The following is a 17,076-nucleotide window of genomic DNA, read 5'->3' as shown; positions in this document are numbered from 1 at the left end:
ATAAGCACGGTTCTTACGAACCGTTAAGTTCTTTCCGTTCAGAACGAAGCTATGCTTTGTTCTCACGTTATTTACTGCGAATAAATTCGCTTTGAGTTTCTTAAACTCTTTCTGAAAATCCTCTTTAGAATCTTCAGGGTCTGTGTATTATTCGATCTTTGATTTTCAAGGTTCCGTTTTGCTCTCGTCTGTTTCGCGACAGCCTGTATATATTAGCAGGTAGCTTTGAAACTGTCAAGCAGTTTTTTTGAAAAATAATTTGTTTTTCTTCTGATTTCAGAAAAAAATATTATCTTTCAGTGACATTAATTCATGATATCATTAAATATCATATCTGTCAATAACTTATTTCATATCTCCGAATCTATAACCGGGATTGAATCAAGTTAAACGGAGTAAGAGGGATTTGAACCCTCGCGCCGGTTTCCCGACCTACACCCTTAGCAGGGGCGCCTCTTCGGCCTCTTGAGTATTACTCCACTTCTCGTTCTTGAAAGAACTATGAATCCCTGCCAAGAGGGATAAATAAGACACCTTGAATTTATAATCAAAATCAAAGTGCCTTATAATACTAACAAGTATTTATTTTTCTGTCAACAGGGAAATCTTTATTTTTCTGAATCCTTATCTGCGTTTGCTGCTTCTGATGCTTCCGTATCCCGGACTTCCAGATCTGATTTCTCTGTATCGTCTGATGGATCTATAGTATCTGATCCTTCTAATGATTCCGCATCCTCCGGGAGCTCCTCATCATCCTGAGAGGATTCTCTTACCTTGGCGATGGATGCCACTACCGTATCTGAGTCCGGATCGATATTCATAAACTTAACGCCGGAGGTATTGCGTCCGATGACATTGACATTATCCAGATTCATACGGATGATGGTGCCCTCAGATGTAATCAGCATAATTTCCCGGTCCTTGTCACAGAGCTTAAAACCGACAAGTCTGCCGGTTTTTTCCGTGATCTTATAGCAGTGCATACCCTTGCCGCCGCGCTTCTGCGGATTAAATTCATCCACGCTTGTAAGCTTGCCGTAGCCCTTTTCGGAAACAAGCAGGAGATTACTACCCTGAGAGAGCTTCTGCATGCCGATTACTTCATCATCTTTATCCAGCTTTATTCCGCGAACTCCCTGCGCTGACCGGCCTGTTTCCCGGATATCCTTTTCATTAAAACGGATCGCCATGCCATTTTTAGTGACCAGCATAATATCCTCATCCTTATCTACGAGCTTTGCTTCAATTAGCTGGTCACCATTCCGAAGTGTCATTGCGATCAGTCCGGATTTTCTGACATTCGCATACTGCGTAATTGAAGTCTTTTTAATTAATCCGTTTTTGGTCGTAAGCACCAGATACTGGTCGTCGGAGTATGTATCCGAAGTAAAGGATGCATTGACCTTTTCATCCGGCTGCAGCTGCAGAAGATTAACAAGTGCCGTACCGCGTGAAGTTCTACTTGCTTCTGGTATTTCATATGCTTTAATACGGAAGCATCTGCCGGTATTGGTAAAGAACATAATATGCCGGTGATTGGTGGTCATAAATAGATCCTCGATATTATCATCCTGGATCGTCTGCATACCTTTGATTCCCTTGCCGCCACGGTTCTGTGCCTTGAAATTTTCCGGAGACATGCGCTTGATATATCCGAGTCTTGTCGCGGTGATCACCACATCATCATCGGAAATCAGATCCTCATCCTCCAGGTCATTGTCATATCCGAACTGGGTTCTGCGGTCATCCCCGTATTTCTCGGCAATAATGTCCACCTCATCCCGGATCACACCAAGCATCTTTTTAGGATCCGCAAGCAGCTCCTGATAATACGCTATTTTTTTCTCAAGCTCATCGTATTCTGCCTTCAGCTTCTCCCGTTCGAGACCTGTCAGTGCACGGAGACGCATGTCAACAATCGCCTGCGCCTGCACATCATCAAAGCCGAATTTCACCATGAGTGCCTGCTTGGCAGCATCCGTATTTTCAGACGCTCTGATGGTATGGACAATCTCATCGATATGGTCCACCGCAATCAGCAGCGCTTCCAGGATATGCGCGCGTTCCTGACACTTATTAAGATCATATTTTGTGCGCCTGGTAAATACATTGACCTGATGCTTAAGATACTCCTCAAGCATCTGCTTAAGATTCAGTATCTTAGGCTCGCCGTTGACGATACAGAGCATGATTACACCAAAGGTGGTCTGCAGCTGGGTATGCTTATACAGCTGATTCAGGATCACATTGGGGTTGGCATCCTTACGAAGCTCGATATTGATTTTGGTATCAGAGCCCTTGCCAAAGGCATCGTTAATAAAGGTAATGCCGTCAATCTTCTTATCCTTTACAAGATTAGCCACATTTTCAATGACCCTGGAACGGTAAACAAGATAGGGGAGTTCCTTTACTACAATCCGGTGTTTTCCGTTTGGCATCGGCTGAATCTCGCAGACCGCCCGCATCTTGATTTTGCCGCGTCCGGTGCGATATGCCTCCTCGATTCCTTTTTTACCAAGGATAATGCCGCCGGTCGGGAAGTCTGGTCCCTTGATGACCTTCATGAGATCCTCTATCGTTGTCTCCTGATCCGCAATCTTGTTATTGATAATCAGATCCACCGCCTTGATCACTTCGCGGAGGTTATGCGGGGGAATGTTGGTAGCCATGCCTACCGCAATACCCGTTGCTCCATTGACAAGGAGATTAGGGAACTTGGCAGGAAGTACGGTAGGCTCCTCATACTCGTTTGAGAAGTTGGGCATAAAGTCCACGGTGTCCTTATTGATTCCTGCCAGCATCTCTGCCGCAAGTCTGGACATCTTGGCCTCTGTATATCGCATCGCAGCAGGAGAGTCACCATCCTCTGAGCCGAAGTTTCCCTGCTTGTCTACCAGAACATTACGCATGGACCAGGGCTGACCCATATAAACCAAGGCACCATAAATTGAGGAGTCTCCGTGCGGGTGATATTTACCCATACATTCTCCTACAATGGTAGCGCATTTCTTGGTTTTTTTATCCGGCGTCACTCCCAGTGTCTGCAGTGAATACAGTACCCGGCGCTGTACCGGCTTCAGTCCGTCACGGACATCCGGAATTGCTCTCGAGACGATTACACTCATTGCATAATCGATATAGGAGTTTTCCATCGTCTTTTTCAGATCGACATCCTGAACCTTATCAAATACATTCGGCTCCAATATTAGCCTCCTTTATGTTTATACATCCAGATTGGTTACATACTTCGCATTGGCTTCGATAAACTCGCGGCGCGGCTCAACCTGATCACCCATTAATGTAGTAAAGGTAATGTCAAGCTCGGCTTTATCGTCCTCCGTCATATTGACACGGAGCAGCGTTCTGGTTTCGGGATCCATTGTGGTTTCCGAGAGTTCCTCGGTATCCATCTCACCAAGACCCTTAAAACGGGAAACATCCGCACCTTCCGCACCGATGGTTTTAAGGATATCCTGATATTCATCATCTGAATACGCGTAATAATGTTTCTTGTTCTTGGTGATATTAAAAAGCGGCGGCTGCGCAAGATACACATGTCCCTGCTTGATCAGCTCCGGCATAAAATTATAAATAAAGGTCAGCATCAGGGTAGCAATATGCGCACCATCAACATCAGCATCCGTCATGATGATAATCTTGTTGTAGCGAAGCTTTGTAATATCAAAGTCCTCATTGATGCCTGTACCAAAGGCGGTAATCATACCCTTGATTTCTTCATTGGCATATACCCGGTCCAGACGCGCCTTCTGTACATTGAGCACCTTACCACGAACCGGAAGCACCGCCTGGGTATCGACATCTCTGCCAGCCTTGGCAGGACCCAGGGCAGAATCACCCTCCACGATAAAGATCTCGCACTTTGACGGATCACGGTCATTGCAGTCGACAAGCTTGCCGGGAAGTCCCACACCCTCAAGTGCAGATTTTCTACGAGTTAAATCCCTGGCTCTTCTCGCCGCAGCTCTTGCCCGCTGTGCAAGGATAGATTTTTCACACATGACCTTGGCAACGGACGGATTCTGCTCAAGATAGTAGGTAAGCTGCTCGCCTACAATGCTCTGTACCGCAGTCTGCGCTTCAGAGTTTCCAAGTTTCTGCTTTGTCTGACCTTCAAACTGCGGATCCTCGATCTTTACAGAAATGACACAGGTAAGACCCTCGCGAATATCCTCACCGGAGAGATTGGCTTCGGAATCCTTTAAAAGCTTATGCGATCTTGCATAGTCATTAAAGGTCTTGGTCAGCGCGTTTTTAAATCCCGTGAGATGTGATCCGCCCTCCGGTGTATTGATATTATTGACAAAGGTATAGATGTTCTCGGTATAGGAGTCGTTATGCTGCATGGCGACCTCGACAAACACCTTGTCCCTTTCACCCTCGCAGTAAATGACATCCGGATAGAGTGGTTCCTTGCCTTTGTTTAAGTATGTTACAAATTCCTTGATGCCGCCCTCATAGTGGAAGGTCTTTTCCTGCTTCTGATCTGATCTCAGATCCCTGAGCACGATCTTTAGCGCCTTGGTAAGAAACGCCGTCTCTCTGAGACGCACCTTCAGCGTGTCATAATCATAGACAGTGTCCTCAAAAATCTCCGGATCCGGCAGGAAATGTACCGTAGTGCCGTGCTTCTCCGGATCACAGGTTCCGATCACGGTCATCGGCTGTGTCACCTTGCCGCGCTCAAACTTCATGTTGTAGATCTTGCCATCCTTGTAGACAGAAACGGAAAGCCAGAGGGAGAGGGCATTCACGACAGATGCACCTACGCCATGGAGTCCTCCGGAAACTTTATATCCGGAGCCGCCGAATTTACCGCCTGCATGCAGCACGGTGAATACGACTTCCAGCGCGGGTTTCCCTGCTTTTTTCTGAATGTCGACCGGGATGCCTCGTCCATCATCCTCAACGGTAATGGAATTATCCTCGTTTATCGTCACAATAATGGAATCGCAAAAGCCTGCCAGAGCTTCATCGACGGAATTATCTACAATCTCATATACCAGATGATGCAGTCCGCGGAGAGAGGTCGAGCCAATATACATACCCGGTCTTTTACGTACTGCTTCAAGACCCTCCAGAATCTGAATCTGGTCTGCGCCATAGTCCGCAGAGCCCTTCATCAGTTCTTCTTCACGCTGTAAATCTTCATTTGGATTCTGTTCTATAGCCACTATGCTTCCTCCTCGGTACGAATCGGTGTAACTGTGCCCTGTACTACGTGGAACAGTTCATCAATATGAAAACGGTTGGATACAAAATCATCCAGCCCGGTGCAGGTAATAATATTCTGCGTATCACTTAATATATTAAGCAGGTAATTCTGTCTCTTGGAATCAAGCTCGGATAAAACATCATCCAAAAGAAGAATCGGACTGTCATGAATCAGTTTACGGACAATTTCTATTTCAGAGAGCTTTAGTGCCAGGGCAGCAGTCCGCTGCTGACCCTGTGATCCGAACTTACGGATGTCCTGACCGTCAATCGAAAATCGGATATCATCCCGGTGAGGTCCGACAAGCGTAAGATGCTGCCGCAGCTCCGAGTCATGCACTTTTTTAAGCTGCAGCTCAAAATCCGTCTCATCAGTATTTGCATCATAGGAGATCATGAGCTTTTCTCTGCCTCCCGTCAGCTTCTCATGGATCGGAACAATGATTTCCTGCAGCTCCTTAAGAAACCCGGACCGGATCTTTATGACCTGGCTTCCGTATCGGATCAGCTCCTCATCCCATACACTGAGGGTATCCCTAAGAGAGGGATGCATGGGAATGTCTTTTAACAGCCTGTTGCGCTGGTTCAGAGTTTTATTATACCGCGCCAGGTTGTAAAGGTACATTTTATCCAGCTGACATAGCTCCAGATCCAGAAACCTCCGGCGGTACGCAGGTCCGTCCTTTATAAGTGACAGGTCCTCCGGTGAAAAGCAGACCACATTGGCAATGCCAAAAAGCTCGGATGCCCGTTTGATCGGTATTTCGTCAATGGCAATTCCTTTTGCCTTATTTTTCTTTAAGTGCATATCAATCCTGTACGGAATATTCTGCTTCCGAACGGTCATCTTGATATGTGCTTCCTCCTCGCCAAAGCGGATCAGATCCCGGTCCCTGGACATCTTATAGGATTTTGACGTACAAGCCATAAAGATGGATTCCAGAATGTTGGTCTTACCCTGGGCATTGTCTCCATACAGGATATTCGTGCCCGGGCTGAGCGCAAGCCTCAGATTTCCGTAATTTCTGTAATTTTTCAGTTCCAGTGTTTCAATGCGCATGCCTGATCAAGCAGATTTATACTGCATCTGCATTAAAGTTTACCGGCAGAATCATGTACGTATACGTTTCCTTATCGTCCCGGATAAAGCATGGAGATCTCGGAATCGACATATAGATGGACACCTCCTCATCCTCAATGGAACGAAGCGCATCTACCAGAAATCTCGGATTGAATCCGATCATGAGATCATTGCCAGTTTTGTTAATTGCGACCTCTGCATCCATGGTACCGAGGTCCGTGTTAATTTTAAGTCCAAGAACATTATCCTCGATTTTTAATACAAGCGGCTGCTTATCATTATCCCGTACAAAAATCGTGGATCTCTCGATGCAGTCCAGAAGCTTCCTGCGGTTTACCTGGATCTTGGTCTCGTAATCCTCCGAGAGCATCTGCGCCACATGGAAGTATTCGCCATCGATAAGACGCGTTACAACCACCGTATTATTGAACTCAAACATTATATGATTACTGGAGAAGGAGAGTACCACCTCATCGTACACGCCTCCGGTCAGAATCTTGGAAATTTCACTCAGTGCCTTCCCCGGTACAATTGCCTTGGCATCCGGATACTTATCATTTAACTTGGTTCTGCGGATCGAGATCCGGTGACCATCAAGAGAAGTTACGGTAAAATTATCTTCTTTTACCTCAAAAAGCTCTCCCGTCATTTTTTTATTGGAGTCATTGAGAGCAATCGAAAAAATGGTCTGGTTGATTACATTTTTCAGTGTGAACTGAGAGAGTGAGATGGACTGGTTCCGGTCAATTTTAGGCAGAACCGTAAATTCATTTCCGTCTCTGCCGGCAATTTTAAAAATAGAATTTTCACAGCTGATTACGGCATTATTGCGTTCATCTGTTTCAATCGTAACTTCAATATCATTATCCTGCGGTAATCTGCGGATAATTTCAGAAAAGAGTTTTGCCTCCAGCGCTACTTTACCCGGTACTAAAATATTGCCCTCGCACTCGGTCTCGATGCCAAACTCCGTATCGTTGGCCATCAGCTCAATCTTTCCATTGGATGCATCCAGCAGAATACATTCCAAAATGGACATGGTTGTTTTTGATGGTACAGCTTTGGATACAATATTGATACTCTCGATGAGATCATTTTTTTTGAACTGTAGTTTCATGGACTGCCTTTCTTTATTTTTGATTCTTTTTTCTTAGTAGTGTCAGTAGGGGCTGTGAAAATGTGGAAAAGTCAAAAAAGTGGCTCTGGCACTGGATTTTCACCCCCTGAGGGCTATGTTGAAACGCTGTTGAATACTATGTCAGAATTGTGTAATCACGGAGAGATCTTTTTTTTCAGCGTATCAATTGTGGATTGTAATTGTTCGTTTGTGCGTAATTCTGTGGATATCTTTTCATGTCCATGCATAATTGTAGTATGGTCACGACCTCCAAGTAATTCGCCGACGGTTTTAAGTGGAGCATCGGTCATTTCACGGCAGAGATACATAGCAATCTGCCGTGGGAAGACAATCTCCTTGTTTTTTTTCTGTGAAGCCAGGTCGATGTTGGTGAGACCGAAGTGCTCTGCGACCGTTGAAATGATCAGCTGCGGTGTAACCTCCTTTGGTCCCTCCGGAGTGATATGGTCACGGAGCAGATTTTCCGCCATCTCCAGTGTGACCTGCTTTTTTTCCAGCCGGGACATCGCTACAATTTTAGTAAGCGCACCCTCCAGCTCCCGGACATTGGACTTGATGTTGGTTGCAATGTATTTTATCACTTCATTGTCAATATTCAGTCCGTCGATTTCTTCTTTTTTTCTGAGAATCGCCATCCGGGTTTCATAGTCCGGCATCTGAATGTCAACGATCAGTCCTACTTCAAATCGGGAACGAAGTCTGTCTTCCAGGTTGTCGATGTCTCTGGGAGGTTTATCAGATGCAATGACAATCTGCTTTTTGTTTTCATAAAGAGTATTAAAGGTATGGAAAAATTCCTCCTGCGTACCTTCCTTACCTATAATAAACTGAATATCATCAATCAGGAGTACATCCAGCTCCCGGTACTTCTCACGAAACTCCGCAGGAGAGAGGTTGTTTTTATTACGGATCGAATCAACGAACTCATTAATAAAGGTCTCGGATGTTACATAGCGGATTTTGGCGTCCGGGTTATTTCTTAATATAAAATGGGCAATGGAATGCATCAAATGTGTTTTTCCAAGTCCCGCACCTCCATAAATATATAGCGGATTATAGATTTCTCCCGGGGACTCGGCAACAGCGAGTGAAGCTGCATGCGCCAGATTGTTGGAGGAGCCGACCACAAAGGTATCAAAGGTATACTTTGGGTTAAGGTTGGCTTCCATTAATGTCTGAGTGAAATCCTTAGGCTGGTTGGATGCGCTTCCTCCGGATGTTTTCTTTTTAAGCTCCAATGCATCCTTTTCCACCATGAAACGGATCCCGACAGGAACATTGGTGGCTTCCTCCACCGCAACTTTCATAAAAATCGCATATTTTTTCTGCAGATATTTAATATAGCCTTCCTCCGGAACAATGATGATCAGTTCCCCATTGATGAGGTCAAACAGTTTCAGAGGCTCCAGCCAGGTATGGAAGGAAATCGGCATAATGTCGTTGTCTTCCTTCATGGTATTGAGGATCACGGTCCAGTTATTTTTTATCGTCTCAAAGTCTGTCATTGTTGCTCCAAATCACGCAGAGTTGACCTCTGGATTTTTTCCGAAAAAATATAAACCCAGCTCGTCTGCCCCAGGTTTATAACTGTAGATATTTTACTCTATGGTGGATAGAATAGCAAGTGGAATGTGGATAAGTGGACGTATGAACACCTGTTTCCTGGTTTAAATGGCGCAAAATCGGGAAATTTCAAAAATCAGATATACACTTATCCACATTTTATGCACAAAATGTGGATTCTTTTTTATACTGTGGAAATGTGTATAAAAAAGTGTATAAAATTCTGTTGACGCACACAGGTTCATTCTATATAATATGAACGATGTTTACCCAAAATTAGGAATTTATTCGGGACTTTTGAGATGAAAGTCGAATAGAGTCCTGAAAAACATAATGATTGAAAAGGGAGGTGTCAGTATATGCATAAGGGAAAAATGACTTACCAGCCTAAGACCAGACAGAGATCCAAGGTTCATGGATTCAGAGCCAGAATGGCAACTGCAGGCGGAAGAAAAGTACTGGCTGCTAGAAGAGCAAAAGGTAGAGCTTCATTAACTGTTTAATGGAGACAAGGATAGAAAAGACCGCTTTTTTTAAAGCGGTCTTTCTTCGTCTAAGGATGAAAGAGGCCATATGAAACGTTTTCCATCAGTAAAAAAGAATACGGATTTTCAGAAGGCTTATCAGCAGGGCGTATCTGCTGCAAACGCAGAGCTTGTCATGTATGTACGGAAAAACGGGCTTGATTACAGCCGCATTGGCATTTCCTGTTCAAAAAAAATCGGAAATTCCGTCGTGCGTCATACTATGGCGAGGAAATTAAGAGAAATTTTCAGGACAAATATTCAATGTATTGAACGTGGGGTAGACATCATTCTCGTAGTTCGTAAAAAAGCGAGCTGCTCAACTTATCAGCAGATTGAGAAAGCATATCTCAATCTATGTAACAGGCATCATATAGTAGTAGATTTGAAGTGACGGAAAAGTACCGGATTACTGTATTTTGATCTTTTACAGGATTACATGCAGTCTATATAAATAAGAAGAAACTCGGTTCATGGAGTTTTAAAATTACACTTTTCCGATGCTGCATAGAAGGAGGACAGATGATCGCAAAGCTGGAAATTCTGATGATTCGATTTTATCAGAAATTTATCTCTCCCAATATGTCCAGTCACTGTAAATATACACCTACTTGCTCTCAATACGCCGTTGAGGCAATTCAAAAGTATGGCTGTATCAAAGGTTCATTGTTAGCAGCGTGGCGGATTTTAAGATGTAATCCATGCTCTAAAGGCGGTTATGATCCTGTTCCATAAAAGCGGAGGTCTATTTTGAATTACTTATCATTGGTACTTCTCACCAAAAACACTTCCAATTTGCCGATTTTCGGACCGATCTGGAATTTTATCGTAAATATACTCGGCTATATTATGAATGCGATTTACCTTTTCCTGGATCACATGGGCATCGGTAACATTGGTCTTGCCATCATTCTCTTTACTTTAGTTACGAGAATTATAATTTTTCCTTCTTCCGTGAAACAGCAGCAGTCATCTCGTATGATGTCTGTGATGCAGCCTGAGATTAAAGCAATCCAGGAAAAATATAAAAATAAAACGGATAATGCTTCCATGGCAGCGCAGCAGGAGGAAATGAAGGCAGTGTATGAAAAGTATGGTACGTCCATGACGTCCGGCTGCCTGCCGCTGCTTCTGCAGATGCCGATCATCTTTGCCCTTTATCGGATTATCATGAATATTCCGGCATATGTTCCATCTGTTAAAGCCGTGTATGAGTCTGTCGCCACAGCGATCGGCGGATCCGGTGCTGCACAGATGCTGGTAGATTTTGCTAAAAATAACAACTGGAATGGTCTTTTAACAGGACTTCATAACCTGGGTCTGGATGATCCTGCAAAATATGATTCAACCGCGGTGGGAAATTTTATTATCGATTTTCTTTACAAGCTGAATCCTACCCAGTGGGCAAAGCTTCCGGAGAGCTTCCCGGCAGCTGCGGATGCTATTAACCAGGCAGCTGCTCAGTCCGCGCATATTAACAGCTTCCTTGGACTCAATCTTTCCACAGCGCCGTCAGCGTTTGGATGGACACCGAACCGTTACTGGCTGATTCCGATTCTTGCTGGTCTTGCACAGTTCGCGTCGACACAGATCATGCAGAAGGCTAATCCGGCAGCCGCCAATTCAGAGGATCAGTCTGCGCAGATGATGAAGAGCATGAATATCATGATGCCTCTCATGTCTGTATGGTTCTGTTTTTCCTTTGCTTCCGGTATTGGTCTTTACTGGATTGCATCTTCCGTATTTATGCTGATTCAGCAGCTTATCATGAACTGGTATTTTGGCAAGAAATCCAATGAGGAGATCCTGCAGGAGTCTATGGCAAGAGCCAATGCCAAGCGCGCCAAGAAGGGACTGCCGCCAATTAATGAAAAAACGGTGGAAAAGAGAATCCGGGATCTTAAGACACAGGAAACCTCAGCTGAGCAGAAAAGGATGGAAGTGATAGCAAAGCAGAGCACCAGAACCAAGGAATCGACAGAATATTATAATAAAAATGCCAAACCTGGTTCCCTTGCTTCCAAGGCAAATATGGTTCAGCTTTACAATGAAAAGCAGGAAAAGAAAAATAAGTAAATTTCAGGGGGAGAGCTATGGATAAAATTAGAGTATCCGCTAAAACCAAGGATGAAGCCATTACCAAAGCCCTGATCCAGTTGAGCACTACCTCGGACAGACTTGACTACAAGGTACTCGTACAAGGGTCCAATGGTATTTTTGGAATCGGTGCCAAGCCCTGGATTATCGAGGCATCTGTAAAGGCAGAATCCGAGGATTTAAGGAAGCTTGAAAATGAAATTAAAAATATCGCATCCGGAAGATCTGTAACAGAGACAGCTATGCCAAAGGAAAAAAGAGCAGAAAGTGCAGGGAAGGCAGCTGCAGAGAGACCGGCGTCCAGAGAAACGGATGCAGCTTCCAAGGAATGTACTGCTGTTAATGCTAAGGCTGATCCTGCAGCAGAGACAAAACCGCAGAGTGAGAGAGCGGCTTCCGGGAAGGACGGCAATGGAAAAGGACAGGAGGATCGGAATCAGGAGCGTCCCCGTCGCAATAACCGTAGGGGAAGCTTCTCAGATCGAGAGCGGAACGGACGTCGTCCGGAAAAGAAATTCTCCCGTGGCGGATATGATCCGGTTAATATCCCGGCGCTGGAGGCAGCTCCGGTACCGGAAAAAAAGGTTCATCCGATCAAGCCGGTCAGTGAAGAGGAAGCAAATGCGGCAATCCGCACGGCAGAGGACTATATTTCTGCTGTCCTTAGCGGCATGAAGATGGAAGTGAATCTCAAAGCACAGTTCAACTACGAGAACAATGAGCTATCTATCCTGATGGAAGGTCCTGATATGGGGATCCTGATCGGAAAGCGTGGTCAGACACTGGATGCGATCCAGTATTTGACAGCACTCGTGGTCAATAAGGCACATAAGGATGATTATATCCGCATCAAGCTCGATACTGAGGATTATCGTAAGAGGAGAGAGCAGACACTTCGTAATCTTGCGAGAAATATTGCGTATAAGGTCAAGAGGACAAAACGTGCGGTTTCTCTGGAACCGATGAATCCTTACGAGAGAAGGATCATTCACTCTGCACTGCAGTCTGACCGTTTTGTAGCTACAAAATCCGAGGGTGAAGAGCCGTTCCGCCATGTCATTATTTATCTTAAAAAGAGTGCAGGCGGCAGGGGCTACAGTAAGCAGAGAATAGAAGCCTCTGATGATGCAGATCGTAAGATCAATGCTTATGCAAATACGGATGTAAATGTAAATGCTGAGTCTAAGGCGCCGGTAGATGAAACCAAGGCATCAGAAATGCAGCAGTAATCAATAAGAACATGATACATTATAAGAGATGATGGGAAATCATCATCCCGGTAGAAAGCTCCGCCTTGTGGCGGGGCTTTTTTCTTGCAAATGCATATGATTGCATGTAGAATATATTGAGTTTTTACAGGGAAAGGAGTGTGCATATGCTGTCTGATACCATTTGCGCTTTGGCTACGGCTGCAGTGGAATCCGGGATCGGGATTATCCGTATGAGCGGTCCGGAGGTGATACCGCTTGCTTCAAAATTTATCCGGTCCAGATCCGGAAAGCCTCTTGATATTTCCGAAACGCATCGAATCCGTTATGGATATGTCTATGATGGAGAAAATCCACTGGATGAAGTACTGGTAATGACCATGCGAGCTCCCAAATCGTATACCGGAGAGGACACGGTAGAGATTGACTGTCATGGCGGTGTCCTCATGATGCAGAAAATCCTGGAGGTCTGCATCCGTAACGGAATACGTCTGGCGGAACCGGGGGAATTTACCAAACGAGCCTTTTTAAATGGCCGGATCGACCTGTCCGAGGCAGAGGCGGTAGGAGATATCATCACCTCACAGAATGAGCTTGCGCTTAAGGCATCCGTATCCCAGCTTCGGGGAGCTGTTTCAGATCAAATCAAAAAGTACCGTGCGAGGATTCTGGAGGATGATGCCTACATTGAGGCTGCGTTGGATGATCCGGAGCATATCAGCTTGGATGGATTTTATGATAAGCTGAAGCAGGATGTGGATGAAGTAAAGGCGGGTGTGGACAGGCTGATCGCTACCGCGGATGATGGAAGACTCCTGCGGGAGGGGATCCGTACGGTCATCGTGGGTAAGCCGAATGCAGGCAAATCCTCGCTTCTCAATGTCCTCGTGGGGACAGACCGCGCGATTGTAACGGATATTGCCGGCACCACCAGAGATACGCTGGAGGAGCAGATCAATCTCTCCGGCGTAAGCCTGTCAATTGTGGATACTGCCGGCATTCGCAATACCGAGGATACGGTGGAAAAAATCGGTGTGGACAGAGCACTAAAAGCTGCGGAGGAAGCTAACCTCATCCTTTATGTTGTGGATGCTTCTGTGCCGTTGGATGAGTCGGATGATAAAATCATCGACTCCATCAAGGATAAAAAGTGCATTGTGCTGATGAACAAATCGGATCTTAAGACGGTTATTTCGGAAAAGGAAATGCATGATCGGACCGGAAGCCCGGTGCTCTCGATTTCCGCAAGAGCACGGGATGGTATTGATGCGCTGGAAAACCTGATCCGCAGCATGTTTTATCATAATGAGATTAATTTTAACGATCAGGTTGTGATTACCAGTGCAAGACATAAGGCGCTGCTTCAAAATGCAAGTGCTGCACTTAGAGAGGTTCAGAAATCCATGGAGGCACAGATGCCGGAGGATTTCTATACGATTGATCTGATGCGTGCCTATGCAGAGCTGGGATATATCCTTGGAGAGGAGGTCTCTGAGGATCTTGTGAATGAGATCTTTGCGAAATTCTGCATGGGGAAGTAAATATACAGGAGTAGAGAATGGGAGATGTAGTAGAAGAGAGCTATGATGTGGTGGTTGTCGGTGCCGGACATGCCGGCTGCGAGGCGGCACTTGCATGTGCAAGGCTTGGTCTTGAAACCATTGTGTTTACGGTGAGTGTTGACAGTATTGCGTTGATGCCGTGCAACCCCAATATCGGCGGAACCTCCAAGGGACATCTGGTACGGGAGCTGGACGCGCTGGGCGGAGAGATGGGCAAAAATATTGATAAGACGTTTATCCAGTCCAAGATGCTCAATAAATCCAAGGGCCCGGCAGTGCACTCTCTGCGCGCGCAGGCGGACAAGCAGGCGTATACCAGAGAGATGCGTAGGACGATGGAAAACCAGGAGCATCTTAAGATTCGTCAGGCAGAGGTCTCCGAGCTTGTGACAGAGGAGCTTGGAAATGGCAAACGACGCGTGCTGGGTATAAAGACTACCTCGGGCGCAGTGTATCATGCCAGAACCGTAGTGCTTTGCACGGGAGTGTATTTAAATGCAAGATGCCTTACGGGAGATCTGATTGAATACACCGGTCCCAACGGACTTCGCAGTGCGACACATCTGACCGATAGCCTTAAGAAAAATGGAATACGGATGTTCCGCTTTAAAACCGGTACACCGGCACGTGTGGATAAACGCTCACTGGACTTCAGTCAGTTTGAAGTTCAGAAGGGTGACGTACCGATCGTTCCATTTTCCTTTTCCACGGATGCGTCATCTATACAGAAGGAGCAGGTGGACTGCTGGCTTGTCTATACCAATGAAAAGACGCATGAGATCATCCGGGACAATATTGACCGTTCCCCGATGTATAACGGTTCCATTGAGGGGGTAGGTCCGAGATACTGTCCTTCCATTGAGGATAAGGTGATGAAATTTCCGGAGAAAACCCGTCACCAGATTTTTATTGAGCCGGAGGGACTCTATACCAACGAGATGTACCTCTCCGGAATGTCCAGCTCCATGCCGGAGGATGTCCAGTATAAGATGTATCACTCGATGAAGGGATTTGAGCATGTGCATATTGTGAGAAATGCATATGCGATCGAGTATGACTGCATTGATGCACTGCAGCTTAAGAGCAGTCTGGAATTTATGAATATCAGCGGTCTTTTTGCCGGAGGACAGTTCAATGGCTCCAGCGGCTATGAGGAGGCTGCAGTTCAGGGCTTTATGGCAGGTGTCAATGCGGCAAGGAAATGCCAGGGCAAATCTCCGATTGTGTTAGATCGTTCACAGGCATATATCGGAGTGCTGATTGACGATCTTGTTACGAAGGAGAACCATGAACCCTACCGGATGATGACCAGCCGTGCGGAGTACCGCCTCCTTTTGAGACAGGACAATGCGGATCTGAGACTACGGGAAATCGGGCATGAGATCGGACTTGTTTCTGATGAGGAGTATCAGCGTACGCTTAGAAAGAAGCAGCTGATCGAAGCTGAGGAGAAGCGATTAAGAGACACCTATGCGGGTGCCAATGAAACCGTAAATAAGTTCCTGCGGGAGCATGGATCCGCGGAGCTCACGAGCGGCGTTTCGCTTGCGGATTTATGTAAGCGCCCGGAGCTTACGTATGAGATGCTTCAGGAGATTGATCCGGAACGTCCGAGCCTTCCCTATGGAGTAGGAGAGGAGGTCGGAATTGAAATCAAGTATGAGGGCTATATCCGGAGACAGATGCAGCAGGTCGAAGCCTTTAAAAAAATTGAAGCAAAGAGGATTCCGGAGGACATTGATTATCATGCCATCGGCAACCTGCGGCTGGAGGCCCGGCAGAAACTAAGCCGGATCCGTCCGGAAAACATTGGCATGGCATCCCGCATCAGTGGTGTCAGTCCAGCAGACATCAGTGTCCTCATGGTATATATGGAACAGTTCAAAAGGAACAAGGCATGACAGATACATTTTATACAAGTCTCCGGGAGGAGGCAGAGAAACTGGATATTTCTCTAGAGGATGCAACGATACAACAGCTTTTTACCTACTATCAAATGCTGGTAGAAACCAATAAGGTCATGAATCTCACAGCGATCACAGAAGAGCAGGATGTCGTTAAGAAGCATTTTATTGACAGCATGGCAATTGTAAAGGCAGTGAATGCAATCACTTCCAATGTTTCACGTGAAACATCTGATATCAGTACTTTTTTTAAGGATAAGACAATGATTGACGTCGGAACCGGAGCAGGATTTCCGGGTCTTGTCTTAAAAATCGTTTTTCCGGGGCTGCATGTCGTGCTGACAGATTCGCTCAATAAAAGAATCACCTTTCTTGATCATGTGATCCGTGCGCTGGAACTTACCGGGGTGGAGACTGTGCATGGAAGAGCAGAGGATCTCGGACAGAATCCTGCCTATCGTGAAAAATTTGATTTTGCAGTTTCACGCGCTGTTGCAAATCTTGCGACTCTGTCAGAGTATGATCTGCCTTTTGTAAGAAAAAACGGATATTTTATTGCCTATAAATCAGGAGAAATTTCCGAGGAGACAGAAAAGGCAGCTCATGCCATAGGACTCCTCGGAGGGAAGCAGGAGGCAAGAATCTGCTATATGCTTCCAGACTCAGATATTGCGCGTTCACTCATTGTCATTCGTAAGGCAAAGGAAACACCACGCAAATATCCGAGAAAGAGCGGCATGCCATCCAAGACACCATTATAGGAAGTC

Annotated in this window: 13 protein-coding genes and 1 tRNA gene; 8 read left to right on the top strand and 6 right to left on the bottom strand. The window is 45.7% G+C overall.

The genetic code is table 11. The features are described from left to right. Positions 1 to 391: 391 nt before the first annotated feature. The 6 genes from ACTNEN_RS09030 to dnaA all read right to left on the bottom strand — a co-directional run bounded on the left by ACTNEN_RS09030 (position 392) and on the right by dnaA (position 8,956). Positions 392 to 479: transfer RNA gene (locus ACTNEN_RS09030), tRNA-Ser, on the bottom strand. Between the two features lie 129 nt (positions 480 to 608). Continuing rightward, positions 609 to 3,203, bottom strand: a complete 2,595-nt coding sequence (gyrA, locus tag ACTNEN_RS09025; protein WP_441205973.1) for a DNA gyrase subunit A — start codon at positions 3,201 to 3,203, stop codon at positions 609 to 611. An 18-nt stretch (positions 3,204 to 3,221) separates the two neighbouring features. Continuing rightward, positions 3,222 to 5,141: a DNA topoisomerase (ATP-hydrolyzing) subunit B gene (gene gyrB / locus ACTNEN_RS09020; RefSeq protein WP_441205979.1), complete on the bottom strand. Its 1,920-nt coding sequence runs from the start codon at positions 5,139 to 5,141 to the stop codon at positions 3,222 to 3,224. Positions 5,142 to 5,191: 50 nt separating this feature from the next. After that, entirely contained in the window at positions 5,192 to 6,292 is a 1,101-nt protein-coding gene (recF, locus tag ACTNEN_RS09015) for a DNA replication/repair protein RecF (RefSeq protein ID WP_441205972.1), read from the bottom strand. Between the two features lie 16 nt (positions 6,293 to 6,308). Next, positions 6,309 to 7,430 (bottom strand): DNA polymerase III subunit beta, encoded by a 1,122-nt coding sequence (dnaN, locus tag ACTNEN_RS09010; protein WP_441205970.1) that lies wholly within the window; start codon positions 7,428 to 7,430, stop codon positions 6,309 to 6,311. A 155-nt stretch (positions 7,431 to 7,585) separates the two neighbouring features. Continuing rightward, a complete protein-coding gene (gene dnaA / locus ACTNEN_RS09005) occupies positions 7,586 to 8,956 on the bottom strand; it encodes a chromosomal replication initiator protein DnaA (RefSeq protein ID WP_441205969.1) in 1,371 nt (456 codons plus the stop codon). 417 nt (positions 8,957 to 9,373) lie between these two features. Between dnaA and rpmH the strand changes: the two genes are divergently transcribed. The 8 genes from rpmH (at position 9,374) to rsmG (ending at position 17,070) form a co-directional block, all read left to right on the top strand. Further along, positions 9,374 to 9,517 (top strand): 50S ribosomal protein L34, encoded by a 144-nt coding sequence (rpmH, locus tag ACTNEN_RS09000; RefSeq protein WP_441205968.1) that lies wholly within the window; start codon positions 9,374 to 9,376, stop codon positions 9,515 to 9,517. 70 nt (positions 9,518 to 9,587) lie between these two features. Then, a complete protein-coding gene (gene rnpA, locus ACTNEN_RS08995; protein ID WP_441205967.1) occupies positions 9,588 to 9,932 on the top strand; it encodes a ribonuclease P protein component in 345 nt (114 codons plus the stop codon). Between the two features lie 128 nt (positions 9,933 to 10,060). Continuing rightward, on the top strand, positions 10,061 to 10,273 hold the full coding sequence (gene yidD / locus ACTNEN_RS08990; RefSeq protein ID WP_441205965.1) for a membrane protein insertion efficiency factor YidD: 213 nt from the start codon (positions 10,061 to 10,063) through the stop codon (positions 10,271 to 10,273). Between the two features lie 15 nt (positions 10,274 to 10,288). Further along, positions 10,289 to 11,614 carry a YidC/Oxa1 family membrane protein insertase gene (locus ACTNEN_RS08985; RefSeq protein WP_441205964.1) on the top strand — a complete coding sequence of 442 codons (1,326 nt, stop codon included), beginning with the start codon at positions 10,289 to 10,291 and terminating at the stop codon, positions 11,612 to 11,614. A 17-nt stretch (positions 11,615 to 11,631) separates the two neighbouring features. Next, positions 11,632 to 12,864, top strand: a complete 1,233-nt coding sequence (gene jag / locus ACTNEN_RS08980) for an RNA-binding cell elongation regulator Jag/EloR (RefSeq protein WP_441205963.1) — start codon at positions 11,632 to 11,634, stop codon at positions 12,862 to 12,864. A gap of 146 nt (positions 12,865 to 13,010) precedes the next feature. After that, positions 13,011 to 14,384, top strand: a complete 1,374-nt coding sequence (gene mnmE / locus ACTNEN_RS08975; protein WP_441205962.1) for a tRNA uridine-5-carboxymethylaminomethyl(34) synthesis GTPase MnmE — start codon at positions 13,011 to 13,013, stop codon at positions 14,382 to 14,384. A 17-nt stretch (positions 14,385 to 14,401) separates the two neighbouring features. Beyond that, a complete protein-coding gene (gene mnmG / locus ACTNEN_RS08970; protein WP_441205960.1) occupies positions 14,402 to 16,306 on the top strand; it encodes a tRNA uridine-5-carboxymethylaminomethyl(34) synthesis enzyme MnmG in 1,905 nt (634 codons plus the stop codon). Further along, positions 16,303 to 17,070 (top strand): 16S rRNA (guanine(527)-N(7))-methyltransferase RsmG, encoded by a 768-nt coding sequence (gene rsmG, locus ACTNEN_RS08965; RefSeq protein WP_441205959.1) that lies wholly within the window; start codon positions 16,303 to 16,305, stop codon positions 17,068 to 17,070. Before mnmG ends, rsmG begins: the two co-directional genes overlap by 4 nt. Positions 17,071 to 17,076: the final 6 nt, after the last annotated feature.

Source organism: Oribacterium sp. HCP28S3_H8, from assembly GCF_052064775.1.
In the GTDB taxonomy this organism is placed as follows: Bacteria; Bacillota; Clostridia; order Lachnospirales; family Lachnospiraceae; genus Oribacterium.
The sequence above is the reverse complement of the archived record's forward strand: the minus strand, read 5'-3'. Positions and strand labels throughout refer to the sequence as shown.